Source organism: Streptomyces sp. NPDC127098, from assembly GCF_042722465.1.
Lineage (GTDB): Bacteria > Actinomycetota > Actinomycetes > Streptomycetales > Streptomycetaceae > Streptomyces > Streptomyces millisiae.
Genome location: NZ_JBHXFJ010000033.1, coordinates 43,887 through 65,128, shown reverse-complemented (window position 1 = coordinate 65,128; position 21,242 = coordinate 43,887). Strand labels below are relative to the sequence as shown.

General features: G+C 72.4%; 27 protein-coding genes. 5 read left to right on the top strand and 22 right to left on the bottom strand.

What is annotated here, in order from left to right:
• Window positions 1-84: 84 nt before the first annotated feature.
• Both ACFWI8_RS21290 and ACFWI8_RS21285 read left to right on the top strand, forming a co-directional pair.
• A complete protein-coding gene (locus ACFWI8_RS21290; protein ID WP_387093820.1) occupies window positions 85-372 on the top strand; it encodes a hypothetical protein in 288 nt (95 codons plus the stop codon).
• Window positions 369-971 carry a hypothetical protein gene (locus tag ACFWI8_RS21285; RefSeq protein ID WP_387093817.1) on the top strand — a complete coding sequence of 201 codons (603 nt, stop codon included), beginning with the start codon at window positions 369-371 and terminating at the stop codon, window positions 969-971. The genes ACFWI8_RS21290 and ACFWI8_RS21285 overlap by 4 nt, the downstream gene beginning before the upstream one ends.
• 7 nt (window positions 972-978) lie before the next feature.
• Here the strand turns inward: ACFWI8_RS21285 and ACFWI8_RS21280 are convergent, their stop codons facing one another.
• From ACFWI8_RS21280 to ACFWI8_RS21175, 22 genes are all read right to left on the bottom strand, one after another.
• Window positions 979-1,500, bottom strand: a complete 522-nt coding sequence (locus ACFWI8_RS21280) for a hypothetical protein (protein ID WP_387093815.1) — start codon at window positions 1,498-1,500, stop codon at window positions 979-981.
• An 815-nt stretch (window positions 1,501-2,315) separates the two neighbouring features.
• Window positions 2,316-3,542, bottom strand: coding sequence for a tyrosine-type recombinase/integrase (locus tag ACFWI8_RS21275; protein ID WP_387093813.1), 1,227 nt, complete (start codon window positions 3,540-3,542; stop codon window positions 2,316-2,318).
• Window positions 3,543-3,623: 81 nt separating this feature from the next.
• Window positions 3,624-3,866 (bottom strand): helix-turn-helix transcriptional regulator, encoded by a 243-nt coding sequence (locus tag ACFWI8_RS21270; RefSeq protein WP_387093810.1) that lies wholly within the window; start codon window positions 3,864-3,866, stop codon window positions 3,624-3,626.
• A 127-nt stretch (window positions 3,867-3,993) separates the two neighbouring features.
• The gene (locus tag ACFWI8_RS21265) at window positions 3,994-5,226 is read right to left on the bottom strand and encodes a DUF3631 domain-containing protein (protein ID WP_387093807.1); all 1,233 of its coding nucleotides are present in this window, start codon (window positions 5,224-5,226) and stop codon (window positions 3,994-3,996) included.
• Complete coding sequence (locus tag ACFWI8_RS21260) at window positions 5,223-5,573, bottom strand: hypothetical protein (protein WP_387093805.1); 351 nt, start codon at window positions 5,571-5,573, stop codon at window positions 5,223-5,225. Before ACFWI8_RS21260 ends, ACFWI8_RS21265 begins: the two co-directional genes overlap by 4 nt.
• Window positions 5,570-6,487, bottom strand: a complete 918-nt coding sequence (locus ACFWI8_RS21255; RefSeq protein WP_387093803.1) for a bifunctional DNA primase/polymerase — start codon at window positions 6,485-6,487, stop codon at window positions 5,570-5,572. The genes ACFWI8_RS21260 and ACFWI8_RS21255 overlap by 4 nt, the downstream gene beginning before the upstream one ends.
• 293 nt (window positions 6,488-6,780) lie before the next feature.
• Complete coding sequence (locus ACFWI8_RS21250; RefSeq protein WP_387093800.1) at window positions 6,781-7,239, bottom strand: hypothetical protein; 459 nt, start codon at window positions 7,237-7,239, stop codon at window positions 6,781-6,783.
• On the bottom strand, window positions 7,236-7,709 hold the full coding sequence (locus ACFWI8_RS21245) for a hypothetical protein (RefSeq protein ID WP_387093797.1): 474 nt from the start codon (window positions 7,707-7,709) through the stop codon (window positions 7,236-7,238). Before ACFWI8_RS21245 ends, ACFWI8_RS21250 begins: the two co-directional genes overlap by 4 nt.
• Window positions 7,710-7,911: 202 nt before the next feature.
• Window positions 7,912-9,903: a conjugal transfer protein TraB gene (locus ACFWI8_RS21240; RefSeq protein ID WP_387093794.1), complete on the bottom strand. Its 1,992-nt coding sequence runs from the start codon at window positions 9,901-9,903 to the stop codon at window positions 7,912-7,914.
• Window positions 9,904-9,949: 46 nt separating this feature from the next.
• Window positions 9,950-10,606 (bottom strand): plasmid transfer protein TraA, encoded by a 657-nt coding sequence (traA, locus tag ACFWI8_RS21235; RefSeq protein WP_387093791.1) that lies wholly within the window; start codon window positions 10,604-10,606, stop codon window positions 9,950-9,952.
• Between the two features lie 69 nt (window positions 10,607-10,675).
• Entirely contained in the window at window positions 10,676-11,020 is a 345-nt protein-coding gene (locus ACFWI8_RS21230) for an RRQRL motif-containing zinc-binding protein (protein WP_387093789.1), read from the bottom strand.
• The gene (locus ACFWI8_RS21225; protein WP_387093786.1) at window positions 11,017-12,129 is read right to left on the bottom strand and encodes a DUF2637 domain-containing protein; all 1,113 of its coding nucleotides are present in this window, start codon (window positions 12,127-12,129) and stop codon (window positions 11,017-11,019) included. Before ACFWI8_RS21225 ends, ACFWI8_RS21230 begins: the two co-directional genes overlap by 4 nt.
• Window positions 12,126-12,323, bottom strand: a complete 198-nt coding sequence (locus ACFWI8_RS21220; RefSeq protein ID WP_387093784.1) for a hypothetical protein — start codon at window positions 12,321-12,323, stop codon at window positions 12,126-12,128. The genes ACFWI8_RS21225 and ACFWI8_RS21220 overlap by 4 nt, the downstream gene beginning before the upstream one ends.
• Before the next feature lie 74 nt (window positions 12,324-12,397).
• Window positions 12,398-12,868, bottom strand: coding sequence for a Pycsar system effector family protein (locus ACFWI8_RS21215; protein ID WP_387093782.1), 471 nt, complete (start codon window positions 12,866-12,868; stop codon window positions 12,398-12,400).
• Window positions 12,865-13,149 carry a hypothetical protein gene (locus ACFWI8_RS21210; protein ID WP_387093779.1) on the bottom strand — a complete coding sequence of 95 codons (285 nt, stop codon included), beginning with the start codon at window positions 13,147-13,149 and terminating at the stop codon, window positions 12,865-12,867. Before ACFWI8_RS21210 ends, ACFWI8_RS21215 begins: the two co-directional genes overlap by 4 nt.
• A gap of 255 nt (window positions 13,150-13,404) precedes the next feature.
• Window positions 13,405-13,635 (bottom strand): hypothetical protein, encoded by a 231-nt coding sequence (locus ACFWI8_RS21205; RefSeq protein WP_387093776.1) that lies wholly within the window; start codon window positions 13,633-13,635, stop codon window positions 13,405-13,407.
• Between the two features lie 105 nt (window positions 13,636-13,740).
• Window positions 13,741-13,956: a hypothetical protein gene (locus tag ACFWI8_RS21200; RefSeq protein ID WP_387093773.1), complete on the bottom strand. Its 216-nt coding sequence runs from the start codon at window positions 13,954-13,956 to the stop codon at window positions 13,741-13,743.
• Window positions 13,957-13,958: 2 nt separating this feature from the next.
• Complete coding sequence (locus ACFWI8_RS21195) at window positions 13,959-14,162, bottom strand: hypothetical protein (protein WP_387093771.1); 204 nt, start codon at window positions 14,160-14,162, stop codon at window positions 13,959-13,961.
• Between the two features lie 5 nt (window positions 14,163-14,167).
• Window positions 14,168-14,332, bottom strand: a complete 165-nt coding sequence (locus ACFWI8_RS21190; protein ID WP_387093768.1) for a hypothetical protein — start codon at window positions 14,330-14,332, stop codon at window positions 14,168-14,170.
• Window positions 14,333-14,975: 643 nt separating this feature from the next.
• Window positions 14,976-15,761: a GntR family transcriptional regulator gene (locus ACFWI8_RS21185; RefSeq protein WP_387093765.1), complete on the bottom strand. Its 786-nt coding sequence runs from the start codon at window positions 15,759-15,761 to the stop codon at window positions 14,976-14,978.
• Between the two features lie 48 nt (window positions 15,762-15,809).
• Window positions 15,810-16,241: a TIGR03668 family PPOX class F420-dependent oxidoreductase gene (locus tag ACFWI8_RS21180; RefSeq protein WP_387093763.1), complete on the bottom strand. Its 432-nt coding sequence runs from the start codon at window positions 16,239-16,241 to the stop codon at window positions 15,810-15,812.
• A 159-nt stretch (window positions 16,242-16,400) separates the two neighbouring features.
• Window positions 16,401-18,116 (bottom strand): dolichyl-phosphate-mannose--protein mannosyltransferase, encoded by a 1,716-nt coding sequence (locus ACFWI8_RS21175; RefSeq protein ID WP_387093761.1) that lies wholly within the window; start codon window positions 18,114-18,116, stop codon window positions 16,401-16,403.
• A 61-nt stretch (window positions 18,117-18,177) separates the two neighbouring features.
• Here ACFWI8_RS21175 and rsmI point away from each other — a divergent pair, with 61 nt between their 5' ends.
• The 3 genes from rsmI (at window position 18,178) to rsmA (ending at window position 21,070) form a co-directional block, all read left to right on the top strand.
• Window positions 18,178-19,071 (top strand): 16S rRNA (cytidine(1402)-2'-O)-methyltransferase, encoded by an 894-nt coding sequence (gene rsmI, locus ACFWI8_RS21170; protein ID WP_387093857.1) that lies wholly within the window; start codon window positions 18,178-18,180, stop codon window positions 19,069-19,071.
• Between the two features lie 293 nt (window positions 19,072-19,364).
• On the top strand, window positions 19,365-20,210 hold the full coding sequence (locus tag ACFWI8_RS21165; RefSeq protein ID WP_387093759.1) for a TatD family hydrolase: 846 nt from the start codon (window positions 19,365-19,367) through the stop codon (window positions 20,208-20,210).
• Window positions 20,207-21,070 carry a 16S rRNA (adenine(1518)-N(6)/adenine(1519)-N(6))-dimethyltransferase RsmA gene (rsmA, locus tag ACFWI8_RS21160; protein WP_387093756.1) on the top strand — a complete coding sequence of 288 codons (864 nt, stop codon included), beginning with the start codon at window positions 20,207-20,209 and terminating at the stop codon, window positions 21,068-21,070. Before ACFWI8_RS21165 ends, rsmA begins: the two co-directional genes overlap by 4 nt.
• Window positions 21,071-21,242 lie beyond the last annotated feature (172 nt).

Sequence of the window (21,242 nt, the reverse complement as noted above, 5' to 3'; positions counted from 1 at the left end):
GTGTCACGGTGGGGGCGGCGACCCCACCGGAAGCGTGTCAATGATTTCTTGACAATCCCTTAAACGTCAAGGAAACCTTGACGCATGGAACCGACCCCTGGACCAGACGGCCGACCAACGCCCCACCCGGCCGCCGGACTTGCCCTGCTCTCCGCACTCCTCTGCGCCTTCGGCGCCCTGCTCGCCCTCCAGACGGTGGTGGACAGCGACCTGATGCTGATCCCGCTCGGCGCGCTCGCGCTGACGATCTTCGCCGCCGGGATCGCGCTCGCCGCCAGGACGACGCGGGCCCGGGCCGACGCCGCCCGCCTCGACGAGCTCGAACCGCTCCCGCCCACCGGTGAACCGCGCGACGGCGAGGACCGGGCATGACCGAACCGCCCGCCGAGGGCCTGACCGAGGCGGAGGAGACCGCGCTGCGCGAGGCCGTCGCCGAGGCGGTGCTCGCCGTCCGCGCCCAGGGCCGCGCCGGCCTCGGCAGCGACCCCTCGGCCCACCTGCTGATGGTCGCCGCCTCCCGGGTCGCCGCGGAGGAGACCAGCCGGCTGCTGCGCCAGTCCATCAACGGCGCGCGCGCCGCGGGACACAGCTGGGAGGTCGTCGGCCGGCTCCTCGGCATCAGCCGGCAGGCCGCGCAGCAGCGCTTCGGCACCCCGGCCGCCACCCCGCCGCCGGCCGACCCGGGCGCGCACCGCCGGGTGCTCTCGCCGCTCAACGCCTTCAACGAGATGGACGCCCTGGCCGAGTCGGGCCGCCGCGGCTGGCACGTCGTCGACTACGGCCACCTCCACCACCTCGTCGAGTCCTCCCCACGGCAGTGGGAGCACCAGCGCCTGTGGTGGCCCACCCGCCGCCGGCGCCGCCGGATGGTCGAGCAGGGCTGGGAACTGATCGTCCCGACCGACTTCGACTCGCCCTGGGCCTACTACAAGCGCCCCCTCGACCTGCCGGCCGAGCCCGGCCTCTCCTGACGGGCGGTCAGGACGCCCCGGCCCGCTTCGCTGCCCCGTCGAGCTGGTCGCCGTAGCCGGCGCCGGTCCAGACGTGGTGCCGGAACTGCTCCGGGGTCAGCACCCCCGGCCAGTGGGCCTCAAGGTGGAACACGCCCCGGCAGCGGAAGCAGTAGCGCGCCCCGGCGCTGAGCGCGTCCGCCCGCGGCCTGCCGTCCCGCACCCGGCGCTCGTCCCGGGTCTCGCCGCGCACGATGGCGAAGGTGGCCGCCAGGATCAGGACCGCGGCGACGGCCCCGACCGCCGTGAGCCACGGCAGGTCACGCTCCTCGGCGTAGTACGCCCCGGCGGCGCCGGCGACGACGGCGATCAGGACGCCCTCCACGGCGTGCGTGAACCGGTCGCCGCCCGGGGCCGGCGCGATCGCCAGCCGGGTCGGCAGCCTCTCCCGCCGCCCCCGCTCGTCCACCCGCGCCTCGGCCACCGGCAGGTTCTCCCACGTCCGACACCCGGGACACCCCACCGGACCGCTCGTCTCCCCGTAGGTCATGCCGCCCATGGTCGCGTCCCACGAAGTGTCCACATCAACCGGGGTGGGGCTACACCCAGGTGTCCAGCCACATCCGGGCCCGCCAGCCGTCGACCGGGATCTCGGTGCCGGTGTAGATCGGGTAGAAGTAGATGGAATCCCCGAGGCTTGGCACGGTGAGGCTCTGACCAGGCCAAAGGGCCCAGAGCTAGGCCAGATTTGGTTCTCTGGGCCGTCTGTGGGCCGTTCCACATGCAGTAATCCAAAAAAACTTTCCGGACTGGATTGGATGCTGCACGTAGTGCTCGCTAGGGTGACCCTCAATGCATCCGGTGCGCCGGGAAAGCCACTTGGGGCCCTGGGGCCCCGGGCCCCAAGGCGGGGAGCTCCCGGGACTCCTATGGGAGGACATCAGATGCAGCGGTGGCGACACATGTGGTGGGTGCTGCGGAGTGAGGCGCGACGTAGGCGACCCGAGTTGGCTCGGTGGAGCTACTGGACGGTCCTCATTCTGCTGACCATCCTCCGCAGCCGCTGAGAGCGGCCACGCCCTCCCACTGCTATTGGGAGGGCGTGGTCCGCAGGGGCCCGTTGTGCTGCCACGGCGCACCCACTTCTGTCCGCCCTCAAGGGGCTGGTCCAGAGGCCGAACCGGAGTTGGCGTTCCCTCTTTCAGAGGGGCCGTCCTCATTCGACGCATCTAATTCAATCAAGTTGCTGGGGCATGTTGCAATGCGATGTTCCAATGCGACGTTCCTTGAGGCACCTCATCTCAGCCCTTCTGAGGCGATCTGGTCGATCGCATACCCCGGTGCCGCGCGCGTTGGTCGTTCTGATCAGGCGGAGCCGAATGCCGCGTCCACGGCCTTCCGCGTACGCCCCTCACTGCTCGGCATCAGGTGCGTGTACACCCGCAGTGTGAACCCCGGGTCGCTGTGCCCGAGGTACTGGCTCAGGGCCCGGATGTTCTCCCCGGCGTCGAGCAGGACCGAGGCGTAGAAGTGCCTGAGCGCGTGCATGCCGTGCTCCCGCGCGGACTCGTACCGCTCACCCTTCGCCGCCTGCGGGATGAGCCCAGCGGCGGCCACAGCCGGCTTCCACTTGTGGTCGTCGAAGTTGCTCGCCCGGAGGTAGCTCCCGCTGCTGCCCGTGAAGAACAGCCGCTTCGTCACCAGGGGCCCGTCCGGCTTCACCCACGGCAAGCTGATCTCGACAGGCGGGAAGTCCTCCATGTGGGTCTTGAGCGCGTGGGCCACGACGGTGGGCAGTGGCACGTCGCGCAGCTTGCCCCGCTTCGGTGGGGCGAAGACGAACTTGCCCCTGATCCGCTTGAGCTGCTGCCGCACGGCGATCCATCCGCCGTCGAAGTCCACGGCGTCAACCGGCAGGCCGAAGATCTCGCCCTGCCTCAGCCCGCATCCGGCGCCCACGTCGACGGTCGCCCGAAGGTGCTCGGGGAGGCTCGCGCGCACCGTGCGGACCTGAGCCATGGTCCACGGGACCACCCGCTTGGGTGCCGGCTGGGGTGCCTTGACGGACCGCGCGTGACACGGGTTCTTGGGCAACAGCCCGTCGTCGACGGCGGCGTTGAACAGCGAGGAGACCGTTCCGTAGATGATGAGCCGGTGCGAGGCGGCTGGCACCTCCTCTTCGAGCCTGCTCAGCCAGGTGCGGATGTGCCCCGGCTGGAACGACCCCATCGGCCGAGTCCCGACGTAGGGGTACGCATGCAGTCGCAGGCGACGCTCAGCGGCGGCGCGGCTGTTGTCGTCGGTCGTCAGCGTCCCGACCCACCGTTCCGCGTACTGCTGGAAGGTGATGCGACCGGCCCGCGGATCGATGTACTGCCCGCTCGCCATGTCGGCCGCCGTGCGGATCAACCACTGCTCAGCCAGTCGCTTCTGCTTGTCCGGGAAGCTCTTGGACTTCTCGGTGCCGTCCGGGCCGACGTACCGGGCGCGGTAGCGCAGGCCGGTGCTGTGGCGGTCGGTCTTCACCCGCTTGGTGGTGCCGTCTTCCTGCTTCTCGTCCTTGTACCAGCGGTCTTGGATGTGGCCTGCCATGGGCCGTTCCTCCTGGCGTGCAAAGGGCAGGGGTGGGCCGCGATCGCGGCCCACCCCTGCTGGGAGGTGCGGTGGTTGTCGTCAGGCGGCTGCGTTGCCGCTGGCCTTCTGCTGCATCACGTACGCGCGCACGTCGGCGGGGTCGTAGCGAAGGTGCTTACCGATGCGGAACCCCTTGGGGCCGTGGCCCTTCTTGCGCCAGGCGTAGAGGGTTTCGACACTTTCGAGCTGAAAGAGGACGACCAGGTCCTCGGGAGTGAGGTAGCGGTCGGGGAGGCCACCGCGGAGGGCGGTCCGGGCGTCCTGCTGGGTGCCGAGCTTCACGGCGTTCCTCCTGCGGAGGTGGGTTTCTGCTTCCTCGGTGTCGGTTACATCGGTTACAGCGGTAACGCCGCAGCTCAGACGGCCTGTAGGTGTAACCGGGGAGTGCGGCGTAACCGGTTCGGTGCGGTTACTCATGGCCGGAGGCGTTACCGGTGCTGCCGAGCGTGTGTCGGTTACGGCCGCTCGCTTCGGTTACGGCATCAGCGCTGATCAGGGTGGGTGCGGCGGGTGCCGTAACCGATGTAACCGGAGTCTCCGGAGGTGGGGGGCAGTACCTGTCCCAAGCGTCGGTGAGGTCGTCGCGGTGGTAGCCCTTGGTGGGTTGTCCGCCGATCCGGAGGGTGCGGGGGGCGATGGGCTTGCCCTGACCGGTGACGTACTCCTTGAGCATCCGCGAGAGGCGTCGTGGAGCCAGGGGCTGCCCGTCGAGGTCGCCCCAAGGGGACTCGTCGAGGTTGTTCAGCACGTGCAGGATCTCGACGGTGGAGACGGCGGTCTCGCCGGGGAACACCTGGTCACGCAGGTCGGCGAGGAGCTTGACGCCAAGGGAGGCGCGGTCGTCGGTGCTCACCGCGTTGACCAATTCGACGCAGGCGGCGCGAGCGCGCTCGGGCCAGTCCCCGCCGGCCGCGTCGGCGACGGCCAGCAAGGGCTCCCAGACGTCGGCGGGGCGGTCGGTGATGCCTTCGGGCATCTCGGGGAAGACACCCTCGATCTGCTCGCGTACGCTCCTGGCCCACTCGGCGAGCCGGTCACGCAGGGCGTTGCCTTGGGGCTCGTGGACGCGGGTGCGGTAGGGCTCGACCTTCTCGGTACGGGCCCGGCGGCGCATGCGGATGATGACGCTGCGGGCCATGATCGTGTCGGGGAGGCTGCCGAGTCCGGCCATGGCCACCGCACAGTAGCTCGGGAAGGCGACCACGGACTGTGCGCCGCCGTCGCCCACGCAGCGGTAGGAGACGCCGGAGCGGCGGTGCCCGGCATTGATGAGTCCCCGCAGGTCCTCGTTGTCCTTGGCCTTGGGCCCGAAGACGGTGTCGATCTCGTCGAAGAGGATGACGGGCCGCCCGGCCTGGTCGGCGACCGCCCGAAAGAGCGCGGGTGGGGAGGCGTTGACGGCGTGCATGGGGTGGGGGACCAGCGTGCTGGAGATCTCCAGTGCTCGGGTCTTGCCACTGCCCGGCTCGGGGGAGAGGAATGCCATCCGCGGGGTGGAGTCGAAGGCGTCGAGCAGGTGCGTGTGCGCGTTCCAGAGCACCACGGCGACGTAGGCCGCTTCGCTGGGGAAGGCGTTGAAGCGGCGGTGGAAGGCTTCCACCTCGTTGAGCAGCGCGGCGCCGTCCACAGGCTGTGTGCTCATGCGGCGTTCTCCTTGGCGGTGCGAAGCGGGCAAGCGTCGCGGTGGGTGTTGTGCTCGGCGATCAGCGCCAGGACCTTGCGGCGGCCGACGGCGCGTTCGTCCCGGCCGCACTCGCACCACGACCGGGCGGTGGGGACCACCTGCCAGTTGGGCGGGGCGAAGACGTGGAGCCAGGCGACGGGGCGGCGGCCGTCGCGCCGCTGCGTGCCAGAACCAGAAGGGACGGCCTTCGGCCGACGATCCTCCAGGCGCCCCCGGTCGGTCGTGGCCGGGGTCGGTTCGGCGACGGTCGGCCGGTCGGTGTGGGGGATGCTCTTCAGGTGGGGCGAGGCGGGGTGCGTGCTCATGCCGACGCCCGCCTGCCGGTCCGCTGATTGTGGGTGATGGACCAGTTCAGGGCGCTGCGGATGGTGGAGCGGCACTGCCCCGCCGGGAGTCCGGTGGACTCGCCCGCCTCCTGAAGAGCCTGTTCAACCACGTGACGGGGCAGGTCGCCCCACGCGACGAAGCGGCCCAGGGCGCGCGCCGCCCGCAGCAGAGCCTCGTCCCGCCCACCTTCGGCCGTGGTGGCCACGGCGTGGGTTTCGCTGGCCAGCGCGGCAGCGGCGTAGCGCTCGGCACGGGTGCCGCTTGCCACGGCGACAGCCGCCGGGCGTGCCGGCGGCAGGGGCGGCGTGAGCAGGGTCAGCAGCCACTCGGGCAGGGGCGCGACCGGCGCCGCGTCGGCCACCTCGTACGCCCGGCCGCCGACGATGCTGCCGGGGGCGATGACGTACCCGCCCCACGCGCGGGTGTCGATCCGGCGGGCGAGCTTCCCCTTGGTGCTGGGCAGCCGCACGTCGGCCGGGGCCCGGAAGTACAGGTGTTGCCCACCACCGGCGGTCCGGACGCGGTAGGTGGTGGGGACGGCCTGTCCGGCGCGCTCGCAGAGCGCCTTGAAGGCAGTCACGCCGCACGGCGTGTCCGCTTCATCCCCGGGCTTCAGCGCGTCCAGGTCGACCACGATCAACCCGGCCGGGCCGGTCGCCAAGCCGACGTTGTAGGGGCGGTGGGACCACGCGGCGTGGATCAGGTCGCGGTCGAGGGTGGCGCGCTGCTCGGGCTTCACGTGCCCGCCCGCGCAACGGCCGGACCGGGGGCAGGTGGCCTCGGAGTGTCCGGCGGGGCGCTTGTCCCCGGGGCGGAGGGGGATGACGGGCCAGCCGCGGGCGGCGGTGGCGAGTGCGGCATTCAGCAGCGCCGCCGACTGCTCGTAGAGCATGATGGGAGGTGTCCTGTTCTCTCGAAGGGAATGGGTAGGACCCGGGGCGGCGGGCTGCATTGGCGTGGAGCCGCTGCCCCGGGCGTGGTCAGAACTCCGTGTCGAACTCGCTGTCCTCGTACTCCCGCTGGTCGCAGTCGGGACAGCCGCAGTAGGTCCACGAGCCGTCGATGAACTCGGAGTGGCACTCCAACTCGTCCACCTGATCTCCTTCGTGACGTGGTGAGCCCGGTCTGTCCGGTCCCCCGCGCGGTCCCACCCGGTTGGGTCGGGGCCGCGCAGGCGGCCGTCAGTCAGCGGTGTTTGATGGTGCCGTTGGGCTTGCCGAACCAGCCGGTGGCGGTGATGTGCTGGGTGATGTGGGTGTCGCCACCGCCCGTGGCACGACGGCCGGGCATCTTCGCGGCGAGGATGAGCAGCGCGGTGGCGGCCAGGCCGGCGGTGCCGAACGCGGTGAGGGCGCTGACGAGGTGGGCGATGCCGAAGCTGGCGAGGCCGATGCCGGCGCCGCCGCCGACGAGGATCTGTGCGCGGGGGTCGATCAGCGGCTCGGGGGTGAGGTCGCGGGGCGGGGTGGGCTCGGGCATGGCGGGGGCGAGGTCGCGGGTGATGGGGACCATGCCGCGGCCGTAGGCGTCGGGGACCCAGACGACGCCGCGTTCGGCGGCCAGCTCGATCGCGGTGGCGGGGGCAGCGGTGGGTTGGGGCTGGGCGTAGGTCTGGGGGATGTGGTGGGGGAGGTTGTGGTTCACCGGCGTGGCCTCCTTGCGGTGATGCCGGGCCGGATGGCCCAGGTGGGTGGGGTGGTGATGCGGTAGGTGCCGGGGCGCCACCAGGTCTCCCGGAGGTGGCCGCCGTCGATCAGCTCGGTGATGTGGTGGGCCAGCCAGGTCTTGCTCTGGCCGGTTCGCGAAGCGAGGTCGAGCAGGTCGGCGTGCCGGATGGCGTGGTGGCCGGCGGCCAAGCAGTAGGCGAGGTGGTGCCGGATGGCTTCGGCGGCTTGCTCAGGAGTGCAGGTGCGGGGGGTGTGGTCGGCGACGTCGCGCCGGATGAGCCCGATCAGCCGGTCGGTGTGGCCGCTGGTGAGGTTGATCGTGGCGGTGTGGGCCCAGTCGTCGGGCTGGCGGATCACCAGCCGGGCGGCGGCCGTGTCGGGCGGCGGCGTGGGGTTGGTCCAAGCGCGTAAGGCGGCGGCCAGGACGCGTGCCGCGCGGGGTTTCACGGGTTTCCGTTCCTCTCCGGGGGCCGGTGTCAGAACGGGGTGTCAGAACGCGCGCCGCTTCGTGCGCGCGCACGCGTTGCTATAGGTGGATCGGGGTGTCAGGCGTTCTGACACCCGTTCTGACACCGCTGACACCCCGTTCTGACACCTCCTGACACCCCAGCGGGGTGTCAGGAGGTGTCAGTGCAGGTCAGCGGGGGTGTCAGGCGTTGGCGGGCTCGGGGTAGAGCAGCCGGTAGGTGCCTTCGCTGTCGGTTTCGGCGAGGTGGATGCCGGCGTCGGCCAGGTCACCGAGTTGCTCGCTCAGCCAAGCCCGGGAGCGGTTGAGGCGGCCGTCCTTGCCCCAGAACGGGGAGAAGTCCCGGGGGCCGATCAGCTCGCGGTCTTCCTGGCGGAACTCCTCCAGGATCGCCAGCAACTCCCCCTCGGCTTCGCCGGGCGTCAGGCGCCGCCGGGGCGCCCGTGCGGTGTCCGGCGCACCGAGGGGCCAGACCTGGTCGGCCTCGACGGGCGGGATCTCGCGGTCCGGGTCCACGTCGGGGTCCGGGGTGCCGTCGTCCGCGAGGCCGGCGGCCTCCATCACCGCGCGCTCCACCCGGGCGTCGAGGGCGGCTTCGCGCTCGTCCTCCTGGTCCTGCGCGGTGCGCACGGCGGCCTCCTGCGGGGCGGCGATCGTCGTGGTGTCGGCGGTGTGGCGGGTGCGGCCCGCGTAGGCCGGGCCGGCGGCGGTCGCCGTGACCGGGTCGGCGCACGGGCGCGGGGCGATGGCGAGCGTGCCGGCGATCTGCTCGTCGGTGATGTTGTAGGTCCGTAGCGGCATGGCGTACCGCTCCTCCGGAACGCCGGGGGCCACCAGGTAGGCGTAGCCCGGCCGCCGGTTCTCCCACGCCTCCGGGCGGGCCCCGGCGTCGCGAACGTCCTCGGGCAGCGCCATGTCGGCGGTCGTGGAGCCCTTGACGCCGAAGCAGAGGATGCCGCCCAGCTGTTCGCGGACGTCGGTCGGCATGCTCGTTGACGACGGTCGCTGCTGGCTCAGCTCGACGGTGATGCCGGCGGAACGCGCCTCCTGGACGATGCCCTCCATCTCGACGTCACCGGCGCGGAAGAGCTTCGCGGACTCCTCGAACCACGCCACCATGTAGGGCATGCCCAGCTTCTCGTAGACCTCCGGAGTCCAGTTCTTGAAGCCGTACCGACCCATCAGGTCGGCCCGCGCGGTGATCACGTGCGGGAGCGCTTCGGCCATGGCCTCAGCCCCGGCCATCGTGGTCTCGCACCAGTCCATGTACGGCATGAACGGGCCGAACGTCTGCTGTCCCTTGGAGGGGTCGGCGCCCCAGACGATGACGTCGCGCTTGGTCAGCACCTCGGTCACCACCACCGACCACCCGGCGGACTTGCCCGATCCGTTCATGCCGAACACGCCGAAGTGCGTGGCGTTGCGGCCGGTGGCCAGGTCGGCGGGCAGCCACAGCTCGGCGATCTGGCCGTCTTCGTAGGGGCCGATCGGGATGGCGTCCGTGACGGAGCCACCGAGGTTCGACGGCCCCGGCCACGGGGTCGACTCCTTGAGCATGTCCTGCGGCACGATCACCAACTCGGGCCGGTCGGCCCGCTCCGGGTCGGGCAGGATCCGGATGCTGGTGGGCGAGATGCCCAGCTCGACGGCCATGGCCTCGATCCGGTTGCCCAGCTCGCGCGGCGTGATGCCGTCCAACTGCAGCGGAGCCGTGACCTTGTTGGGCTCCACGTCCGGCTTCTTGCGGAGCTTGGCGCGGGCCTCCCCGATCGACTTGACCAGCACGCCGGTCTCGTTGCGGCCACCAGCGGCGTCGCGGACCTTCAGGGCGGTGACCACGTTCCACGTGCCGGCGAGCGCGGCGCCGCCGATGCCGAGCGTGGAGATCAGGGTGGGGTCGAACGGGTCGGTGACGGTGGCCACCAGCAGATAGCCGGTGCCGGCGCCCGTGGAGAGCGTCGCAAGGGCCCGGCGAATCGCCGCGGTTCCCTTGCTGGCCACCCAGGTGGCCACCGTCAGGCCACCGGCCGCGAGCGTCATCGCGGCCGCGGCGGCCGGGGAGTCGCCCCACACGATGTGCGTGGCGACGCTGGCAGGGACCTCGGCGACCAACGCCGCCCAAGGCCGGGTGTGCGGGGCGAGGAAGAGTTTCGCAATCTTGGGCGTGTCAGCCACCGAAGTACTCCTGTCAGTGGTGGTGTCGGCGGTGGTCAGGTGGCTTTCAGCCGAAGGTGAAGGGGGCGCGCGGCTGCTGAGTGGCGCGGGCCCTACCGACTTTCCGCAGGTCGGACTCGAACTCGCGCTCGAACGACGCGTAGAGGGCCGCGGCCTGCTTCGCGATGACCTTCTCCGCCGCCGCGATCGCCCGCAGATGCCGGGCCACCCGGCGGGCACGCATCCGCGCCCCGGCCAGGGAGCCGTCCGAGGTTGGGATGTGCCGCAGCACCTGCACCAGGTGCTCGTAGTCCATGCCGCGCTCAACGGCCCGGTTCCGGCCCTGCTTGCGCAGGTGCTCGGAGAACGCCCGGATGTCCTCGTTCGTCATGAACTCCGCACCCGGCGTGCCGGCGGCCTGGCCCGTGGCACTCTGGCCGACCGTCGAACCGGCCGCCCGGGCAACGTTGCCGTTCTTGTTGATGTTGATGGTCAGCGACCGGTTCCGCGTCCGCTCGCGGTGCGTGGAACGCGACCGCTGGCGAACGATCGGCTGAGCAGCGGCCCGCTCAAGGCGGGCCCGCTTCCGATCGGCGCGACGGGCGTCGGCCCGCCCCGTCGCGTCCACGGGCCGCTCGGCGGCGAACGGGGGCGGCGTGCCGATGCTCGGGGGATCATCTGGCCGGGGCGGCACCGGCATGGGACGGGGGCGTGCCTGAGACACAGGAACTCCTCACAGAGAAGGGAAACAGGGAGGTGGGAGCGACCGGCCCGCATCAGACCGGCGGCCCTGTCACGCGGCCGTCGTGGAACCGGCCGACGAGTCGCACCTGTTGCAGGCGCCGATCGAGGTGGGGATGCAGTACTCCTGCTGCTGGCGGCATTCGGGGCAGGTGCGGCGCGCGGCCAGCGCGGCGGTGATCGCGCGCCACTTGGCCGGGGTCATCGGCCGCACAGGCTGAGCGAGGTCGACGCGGTAGAGGTAGGCCACCAGCGGCCCGCGCCCGCGCCGCCGGGGCCGTTCAAGCTGACCGGCCACCTCCTGTCCGCCGGGCCGCAGGCCCCGCGCGCGCAGCTGGCGGCGCGTGGCCAGACCGTCCGGGGCCAAGCGCCACCGGTAGACCGGGACCGTGCTCACCCGGCCACCCCGGCGGGCTCAGCCGCGGGCGTCGTGGCGCGGGCCTCAGCGAGGCGGGCAGACACCCAGCCGACTGACCAGCCGGTGAGGTGGGCCAGGTCCCGGACGGTGGCGTTGGGGTCGGCGTTCACGATCGCCTTCCGGGCCATGGTCTCGGGCATCTTCGCCCGTTCACGCCCCGGCCCCGGTGTCGCCGCAGCGGCCTTGCCTTGTTCATCGGTGGCGGGCTCGGGCGCCTCGTGAACGCCCTCGGGCTGTTCATGAACGACCGGCCGGGCAGGGCGCGGCGCCTGCTGTTCACGCCGCTCGTTGGCGGCGTGCCTGGCCTGCGCCTGGCGCTCCTGCTCGCGCCGCGCGGCTTCCTGGCGGGCGTGCACGTCCTGCTGTTGCCGCTGGCGGTCGGCGTGCTCGCGTGCCTCGCGTTCCCGCGCCGCCTGGTGGGCGAGGCGTTCACGCTCCATCCGGGCGGCGTGTTCACGCTCCTCCCGCAGGCGGGCCGCTTCGCGGTCGGCGCGTTCAGCTTCCAGGCGGGCGGCGTGCTCGCGTTCCTCCCGAGCCTGTTCACGCGCCTGCTGTTCACGCCGCTCGGCAGCGGCTTGTTCACGCTCGCGCTCCTCGCGGGCCGCCTGTTCACGAGCCTGCTGTTCGGAGCGTTCACGCTCGCGCTCGGCGCGCTCCTCCGCGTCGATCCGGGCCAGTGCGGCGGCGATCGCCCGCCGGTAGGCGAGGCTGGTCTCCGCCGTGACGATCAGGAGGAGCGGCGCCACGGAGTGGACGGCCACGCCGACCGGATCGGCCTTGAGTGCGGAGTCGGCGGTGTTGAGGCCGAGGGTCATCAGGCCGGTCATCCACCGCAGCAGCAGCGGCCACGCGCCGCCCTTGGCCTCCAGCCGGGCGAGCACGGAGTCGAGGCGGACGACGATGACGACGGCCGCGTCGACCACGATCGGCAGGATCGGCGCGGTCAGCTCCCATCCGGCCGGGGTGTGCCGCAGCATCAACGGCGTGACGGTCAGGACGCTGTAGAGCATCGCGCCGCACACGATCGCCCACGTCCCGACGTTCAGTGCCCGCTCAGCGGACTGGATCGCCGCAACGTCGCGCCTCACGCCGTGCCACCGCCCTTCTCGGTCGTCCAGCAGAACGGCGGGAGGGTCTGGGCGCGGTTGTAGACCTCGATGGCCGCGCCGTCGTTCCCGGGGGTCGGGTAGACGCGCGGCCCGGTGAGCGAGGCGTACAGGCGGGCGCCGTGGTGGACGCAGGCCAGCACGGACGTGCCGTGCTGGTCCACGATCCGCACCACATCCCCCGCACCCTCACAGCCAGTCGGGTCGTCCGGATGAGCCGCAGCGCAGCGACCCACCGTCTGGGGCTCGCTCACAGCGCGCCCCCGATCGCGATCAGGGCGGCGACGGCCAGCAGCGCGCCGCCAGTGCGGGTGAGGTCGACCGCGCGCTGAAGCGCGGTGTACTTGGCCACGGCGAGACGGGCCAGCGCGGGGATGGCTTCGGTGCGGCGGTCGACGGCCAGGTCGGCGGCGAACTGCTCGGGGGTGAGGGTCGCCCAGTGGGCCAGGGTGCCGGGGGCGTCCGGGCGTAGGCGGGGACGGATGACCGACAGCAGCATCGCGCACGCGGCGACCAGAACAGCGGTTCCGGTGCTGGCGGCGATTGCCCCGACCAGCGGCAGCGTCACCGCGCTCCCCGCGGTGCCCACCACGGCCAGCGTCGCGCCGATCGAACCCAGCAGGATCGACGCCTTGGTGTCCGCGCGGGCGACCTGGTTCTGGACTTCCGCGAACTCCTCGGACAGCGCGCGGTCCATGTCGCGGGTAGGCAGCGTGGTCATGCGGCCACCGCCCGCCTGCCACGGCGTACCGCCTGGCGCGGCACGACCGGGGCGAACAGGTCGGCGGCGTGCTCCTCGATCGCCAGCGCGGCGATGTGGGACACGCGGTCGATCAGGCCGGGGTCGTCCGCGAGGATGTCCCGGCCAGCGTCCAGCCGCGCCGCCCGCTCCTCAAGCGTCTCGTCCTCGACACCGAGCCACAGCTCAAGCGGCGTACCCAACGCCAGCTCGATGAACTCATCCTCGTTCAGCGCCTCATGGGCGCCGACGAACGCTCTCATCACAGGGTCCTGTTCTCTCGAAGGAGACGGGTAGGGCCTCGGGGCAGCGGGCTGCATTGGCGTGGAGCCGCTGCTCCGGGGTTGGGAGAAGGAAAGTTGAGGGCGCCCCGCCCGGTGTTGCAGTCACCGGGCGGGGCGCTCGCGCGCGAGGGGAAGGTGGTCTCGCTCGCGAGCGGAGGGAGCGCGGGGCTGACACCTCCCCTTCACCGCCCACTCCGCAGCGCGATGCGCTGAAGTGGGCGGATCAGGCAAGCGTCAGAGCGTGATGGGGTCGAGGGCGAAGTAGATCGGGTTCGCCCGCTCCATCGCGGGGTACTGCTGGGCGATCTGGTCGCGCAGGTAGTCGTAGACCTCCTTGCGCCGCGTCCCAGGCCGCACGATCAACTCTCCGACCCAGCTCGCTTGCTGCCGGCCGGGGAGGTCCAGGGTCAGGATGTAGAAGTGGGTGTTCTGGCCCTGGCCGTTGTCGTTCTCGGTAGTCGCCACGCTGTCTCCTTCATCACCACACCGGACGCCCTGTCCGGCTCCCCGCGCCACCCCGGCGCCGGCAGAACCGGCTCCGAGGTGGCACAGGCAACCGTCAGCGCCCGGTCACCAGTCGCCGAAGGTGCAGACGGGGCCGCACCTGGCGGTGTGGCAGTTGTGAGCGCGGATCTCCTCGGCCCGCCGCGCGTCATCGATCGCGGCCTGTTGGCGGCGGCTGAGGTTCCAGCGGACCGGTTCAGCGCCCGCCTTCAACTCCTCGCAGCGCGGGCAACCGTCGACCTTCCGACCGAAGTTCGCGCGATGGTTGTGCTTCGTGGTCACGGCTACCGCCCTTCCGGCTGCACGGTGTGGGCGGCGGCGTTGCCCGAGGCGTTCTGGTAGGCGGCCTGGTAGTGCGGCAGGCTGCCGGTCGACGGGTGGCCCGGCGTCGACGTGATCGTGTCGATCCGGCGGGCCAGGCCGTCGGCCCGGTTCTGCTCCTCAGCGGCGAACGCCTCCGACGGCTGCTGCTTGCGTCCGAAAGCCATGCCGGTCACCGCCTGTCCGCGAGGTGGTCGGCGACGGCCTGGGCGTGCTGCTGGTACTCGTTGCTCGTGGCGACGACGTTGTCGACCGCCTGGCTGTAGGCGGCGAACTGGTCGCCCGCGCGCTGGCTGGCCGCTTCCAGCTCGGCACGTTGCTGCGCGTTACGATCCACGCAGGATCAGCTCCCTATGTAGGTAGGCGAGTTGGTCTCAGGCCCCGGCCGGTGTTCCAGCACCGGTCGTGGGCCGCTTGTGTGGGGTGTCCTGCATCCCCTAGAGCAGCACCCCGTCCCCGCAGCCGACGTTTCGGCCGGGGACGGAGGGCTCACGGGCAGCACAGGCTCAGCTCTGCTGCGGGGTGACGCGACGGGCCTCGCTGCCGTGCCGGTCCAGCATCGACAGCGCCCGCGTACATCGGCGGGTCATCTGGGACTCCGAGGCAGATGGAACAGGGCTTCACCGGTCAGCCATTGGCGTGGCTGACCGGCCCCGAGCCCGGGAATCGGGCGCGCCATCGTCGCTGCTCTGGCGCGTCAGCAGGGCGGCGCGTGGGCCGCCGACGACCGACGGGCGGTCGTCCATCAATCCGCTGTTGAGTTCTCAAGGATCGGCCGCTTCCTTCGAGCCCGTTTCACGGGGCCCTCCGGGCGTGCGGAACCACGCCCTCGTCCGCGGAACTCCGCAAACTTGGGTATGCAAGTAAGCTAGCCCGCGCCAACTTGGTTATGCAAGTACGTGGGTGGCGGTGAGCCCTACGCGAAGAGGGCCGCCCCCCGGAGTCGGGGAGCGGCCCTCTTCGCGTTAGCGCAGGTCAGATCATGTCTGGGTGGCGGGCGTTGACACGTCGATGACGTACCGAAAGATGTGTCGGTCGCAGGGGACCAGCGAGTCCAGCACCTCGATCGGCTCGCCGCTGGCGTCGTAGGCGGTGCGCAGGATGCGGGCGATCGGGACGCCCGGGGGGATCGCCAGCGCCTCGGTCTCCTCGGGTGTCGGCATGCGGATGTCGAGGTCTTCCACGAAGCGCACGATCTGTCGCCGGATGGGGCCCGTCGGGTCTTCGAGGACGGCGTTCACGCCGCCCTTGATCCGGCGAGGAGTGGCGATCGGCGTGTCGGCGACCAGGTCCCTGACGTAGTAGCCGTCAACGAGCTGGCTCGGTTCGTCGTCGACGGTGAAGAGTCGGCGGCGGGCGATCAGCGGCGTGCCGGGGGTGACTTCGAGCAGTGCGGCGATTTCGTCTGTCGCGGGTTCCTCGACCACCTCGCGAATGTGCTGCACGGCTCGCATTCCCTGCGCCGCGGCCTCGGCGTTGAAGTTGGAAACGCCGGTGGCGCGACGCTTGCGGTAGTTCGCGCCCGAGCCGAGCATGCGCACCTGTGGGCGCGGCCGGACGATCACCCCCGCTCCCTGGCGGGAGATCACCAGACCTTCGGCGCGAAGCAGAGCGATCGCCTTCCTGACGGTGGCCCTGGTCGTGTCGAAGTGGTCGGCGAGCTGGTGCTCGGATGGCAGTTTCTCGCCGGGGGCGATCTTCCTTTCGTGGATATCCTTCCGGAGCGCGTCAGCGATCTCCCGGAACTTCGCGGGACGCTCGGTCATGCCATTCTCCTGACTTGGTTATACAAGCCAGCGTACTGGGCTGCCTGGCTATTCCCGCCTCCCAGGATCGGCGAATGCCCAGCCGGTCCAGCGCGTAATCGTGATCTCGATGACCGGCCCCTCGGGCGGGTGATCACGGTACTGCTCGTACTTCTCGCTCAGCCATTCCACGGGGCCTCGCCGGGCGTCGCCTTCCAGAACGCGGGCGGTGCCGTCCCCGCGTGCCCACCAGAGCTGCGACCAGTCGTCGTCGTAGCGGTCCACCAGCACGCAGACCTTCGGGTTCGCGGCGATGTTCCGCAACCGCTTGAGGTTCTGGTGGCGCTTGGGCTTGTGGTCGACGGCGATGACGAGCGTGTCCCCCTGGGCTGCGAACGTCGCGGGCACCTGGTGCGGGCTGCCGTCCGCGTCGACGGTGGCCAGGCGCAGGACGCGAGCCTCGGAGACGCGCTGCCGGGCGGAATCGGCTGTGAGCTGCATCCTCCCGGCTTACCGGATTCCCGGTCGCTTGGATACTCGCGCGGCCACGGGAGCGCCCCGTGCGGGGCCGTCCCTGGGCCGTCCCGGGGTGACCGGCGACGACCGAGGACGACCGCCAACGGCTACTGACCGGAGGTGCCGCCTCGGGCGTCTGCCCAGCTACACCCAGGTGTCCAGCCACATCCGGGACCGCCAGCCGTCCACCGGGATCTCCGTGCCCGTGTAGATCGGGTAGAAGTAGATGAAGTTCCACGCGATCAGCAGCACCAGCACCCCGCTGGCCACGATGCCCATCACCCGGCGGCGCTCCGAGCAGCCCGGCGGGCCGAGGAGCGCGCCGATCAGCATCGTCACCGCCAGGCAGAGGAACGGCGTCAGCACCACCGCGTAGAAGTAGAAGATGGTGCGCTCCTGGTACACGAACCACGGCAGGTAGCCGGCCGCGACCGCGCACAGCACCGCGCCGGCACGCCAGTCGCGGCGGAGGAGCCAGCGGTACACCAGGTAGGCGAGCGCGAAGCAGGCCGTCCACCACAGCAGCGGGGTGCCGAGCGCCAGCACCTCCCGGGCGCAGCCGCTCGCGTGGCGGCAGTCGCCCTCGCCGCGCTCCTCGGACCTGTAGAAGTAGGTGACGGGCCGGGTGGCGGCCAGCCAACTCCACGGGTTCGACTCGTAGGTGTGCTCCGAGGTGAGCCCGACGTGGAACTGGTAGACCTCGGTCGTGTAGTGCCACCAGCTGCGCAGCGCCGCCGGCACGAAGGAGTAGTCGCTCTCGCCGGCGCCCGGTCGGTTCGCCCAGTCCCGGTAGTAGCCGCCCGAGGTGGCGAACCAGCCCGTCCAGCTCACCAGGTAGACGCCCAGCGCCACCGGCACCAGGGAGACGAAAGCCGGCAGCGCGTCCCGGCGCAGCGCCGCGTGCCGCGGCCGCTTGGCGCCGGCCGTGCGGCGGGCCGCCGCGTCCCACAGCACCGTGAGGATGCCGAACGCGGCGAGCACGTACAGGCCGTTCCACTTGGTGGCGCACGCCAGGCCCAGGCAGACGCCGGCGGCGATCCGCCAGGGCCGCGCGCCGAGCCCGAGCCGCCCAGCGACGGCCGCGTCGGGCCGCAGCAACCCGTCGGAGCCGGCGGGCAGCGCCGCGGCCAGCCGGGCCCGGGCCCGGTCACGGTCGACCAGCAGGCAGCCGAACGCGGCGAGCAGCCAGAACATCAGCACCAGGTCGAGCAGCGCGGTGCGGCTCATCACGAAGTGCAGCCCGTCCACGGCCAGCAGCAGCCCCGCGACGCAGCCGAGCACGGTCGAGCGGAACAGGCGGCGGCCGACGCGGCAGACCATCAGCACCGACAGGGTCCCGAGCAGCGCCACCATGAAGCGCCAGCCGAACGGGGTCAGCCCGAACAGCCACTCGCCGACCGCGATGACCCACTTGCCGCCCGGCGGGTGGACGACGTACGAGGCGGCGTCGTCGAACGGGGTCTGGCCGGCCATGATCAGGTCGTTGGCGTCGTCCGGCCACTCGGTCTCGTACCCGCGCTGGAGCAGGGACCAGGCGTCCTTCGCGTAGTACGTCTCGTCGAATATCACCGCGTCCGGCGAGCCCAGGTTCACGAACCTGAGCGCCCCGGCGAGCACCGCGACCAGCAGCGGGCCGCCCCAGCCCGTCCAGCGGGCCAGCCGGGCGGCGGCGGCCGGCGCGAAGCCGAAGTACTGCCAGAGGCGGGACCCCGGCTCGGGGAAGGGCGGGACAAGACGCTCGCGGACCCCGGCGGATCCCGGCGGCACGTAGCCGAAGCGGCGCAGCCGCTGCCCCCAGGCGGCGGGCTGCTGTCCCGGGTCCTGTTCGTGCGGGGCGTCCGTCACGGTCTGGCTGGTCATCACCGGCCATCTTGGCATCCGCCGCGCGGGGCGAGGGGGAGGATGGGTGAGGATGAGCGATATGACTGGCGCGCGCGGTAACCCTTCCGAAGCCACTCCCGGCACCCCCGGCACCCTCGTCCTCGCCGGAACTCCCATCGGCGACCTCGCCGACGCCCCGCCCCGGCTGGCCGCCGAGCTGGCCGAGGCCGACGTGGTGGCGGCCGAGGACACCCGGCGGCTGCGGCGGCTCGCCCAGGGCCTCGGGGCGCGGATCGAGGGGCGCGTGGTGTCCTACTTCGAGGGCAACGAGGCGGCGCGCACGCCGGAGCTCGCCGAGGAACTCGCGCGGGGCGCGCGGGTGCTGCTCGTCACGGACGCCGGCATGCCGTCGGTCTCCGACCCCGGCTACCGGCTCGTCGCCGCCGCCGTCGAGCTCGGCGCCCGCGTCACGGCGGTCCCGGGCCCCTCCGCGGTGCTGACGGCGCTCGCGCTCTCCGGGCTGCCGGTCGACCGCTTCTGCTTCGAGGGCTTCCCGCCACGCAAGGCGGGGGAGCGGGCGGCGCTGCTGCGAGAGCTGGCGGACGAGCGCCGCACGCTGGTCTTCTTCGAGTCCCCGCACCGGCTCGCCGCCACCCTGGCCGCCATGGCCGAGGCGTTCGGCGCCGACCGGCGGGCGGCCGTCTGCCGCGAGCTCACCAAGACCTACGAGGAGATCCGCCGCGGCCCGCTCGCCGAGCTCGCCGCCTGGGCGGCGGACGGCGTCCGCGGCGAGATCACCGTCGTCGTCGCGGGCGCGCCGCGTGGCGCGGCGGCGGCCGCGCTCTCCACGGCGGAGCTGGCCGCCCTGGTCGCGGCGCGGGAGTCGGCCGGCCAGCCGCGCAAGGCGGCGATCGCGGAGGTGGCGAAGGAGGCCGGCATCCCCAAGCGGACCGTCTTCGACGCGGTGGTGGCCGCGAAGCCGCCGGCTTCGTGACGGCCGGGGTTTCCCCCACCCACCCGCCCTTTCCCGCTGACGCGAGCTGGTGGCGGCTGCTCTTTCCCCACCCACCCGCCCCTTTCCGCTTCGCGGCGGGCCCGCCCCGGCCTCGGCGGCGCAGCCGCCGGGTCTTTCCGGCGCGGAGCGCCGGTGGAAGGGCGGGTGGGTGGGGAAACCCCCACCGCCCGCCCAGACCGCACCACCCCACGCGCGTAGCGCCGGGAAAGGGCGGGTGGGTGGGGGGAAACCGTGGCGCCGAGGCCAGCGCAGCGGCCCCGTAGGATCGACGCATGCCCAAGTCCGCCAAGGCCAAGGCGCTGGAGCCGGTGCCGCCGCCGTTGCCCGAGCCGTTGGCCGTGCCCGTCACCGACTCGCACACCCACCTCGACATGCAGGACTCCACCGTCGAGGAGGCTCTGGCCAAGGCCGCCGAGGTCGGCGTCACCCGCGTGGTGCAGATCGGCTGCGACCTGGAGCGCGCCCGGTGGGCCGTGAAGACGGCCGCCGAGCACGAGGCCGTCTGGGCCGCCGTCGCGCTGCACCCCAACGAGGCCCCGCGGCTCGACGCGGAAGGCCCCGGCGTGCTCGACGCCGCGCTCGACGAGATCGCCGAGCTCGCGACCCACCACGAGGTGCGGGCGCTGGGCGAGACCGGTCTCGACTACTTCCGTACCGGGCCCGAGGGCGTCGCCGCCCAGCAGCGCTCGTTCCGCCGGCACGTCGAGATCGCCAAGGAGCTCGACAAGACGCTGGTGATCCACGACCGCGACGCCCACGACGACGTGCTCCGCATCCTCCGGGAGGAGGGCGCGCCCCGCCGCACCGTCTTCCACTGCTTCTCCGGGGACGTCGCGATGGCCGAGGTGTGCGCGGCGGAGGGCTACTTCATGTCGTTCGCCGGCAACGTCACCTTCGGCAGCGCCAAGCCCCTGCGGGACGCGCTCGCCGCCGCGCCGCCCGAGCTGGTGCTGGTGGAGACGGACGCCCCGTTCCTCACGCCGACGCCGTTCCGCGGCCGACCGAACGCGCCGTACCTGATCCCCGTCACGCTCCGCGCGATGGCCGAGGTCAAGGGGCTGACGGAGACCGAGCTCGCCCGCCACGTCGCGGCCAACACCGAGCGGGCCTTCGGGTGACGGACGCGACGGGCGCGGCAGACGCGCTGCTCGGCCCGGCCGACGTGCGCGAGCTGGCCGCCGCGCTGGGCGTGCGCCCCACCAAGCAGCGCGGCCAGAACTTCGTGATCGACGCCAACACGGTGCGCCGCATCGTGCGCGCCGCCGAGGTCGGCGCGGACGACGTGGTGCTGGAGGTCGGGCCAGGGCTCGGCTCGTTGACGCTGGCGCTGCTGGCCGCGGCGCGGCACGTCACGGCGGTGGAGATCGACGACGTGCTGGCCGCCGCCCTGCCGGCGACGGTCGCGGCGCGGCTGCCGGAGCGGGTGGACCACTTCGCGCTGGTGCACGAGGACGCGCTGCGCGTCACCGAGCTGCCGGGCCCGCCGCCGGAAGCGCTGGTCGCCAATCTGCCGTACAACGTGGCGGTGCCGGTGCTGCTGCACCTGCTGGCCACCTTCCCGAGCATCGAGCGGGCGCTGGTGATGGTCCAGTCCGAGGTCGCCGACCGGCTGGTGGCCGGGCCCGGCTCCAAGGTGTACGGGGTCCCGTCGGTCAAGGCCGCCTGGTACGCGCAGGCCCGGCGGGCCGGTGCGATCGGCCGCAAGGTCTTCTGGCCGGCGCCCAACGTCGACTCCGGTCTTGTCGCCCTCACCCGCCGCGAGCCGCCGGCGACGACGGCGAGCCGCGAGGAGGTCTTCGCGGTGATCGACGCGGCCTTCGCGCAGCGCCGCAAGACGCTGCGGTCCGCCCTGGCGGGCTGGGCCGGTTCCCCGGCGGCCGCGGAGGCCGCCTGCGCCGCGGCCGGCGTGCCGCCCACCGCGCGCGGCGAGGCGCTGACCGTCGAGGACTTCGCCCGCCTCGCGGAGGCGCGGCGCTAGCCGCGGGCCCGGGCCACGCGGATCCCCCCGCCCACCCGCCCCTGCGCGCCGGCCGCGCTGACGTGAACCAGGCGGCCGGGCACCGCCCGCCCGCACTTGGGTGCTGGCGTCGCCACGTGGACGCCGCCGGCTCCGCCGGGCCGGGCGCTGACCCGCAGGGGCGCGGCCCGGC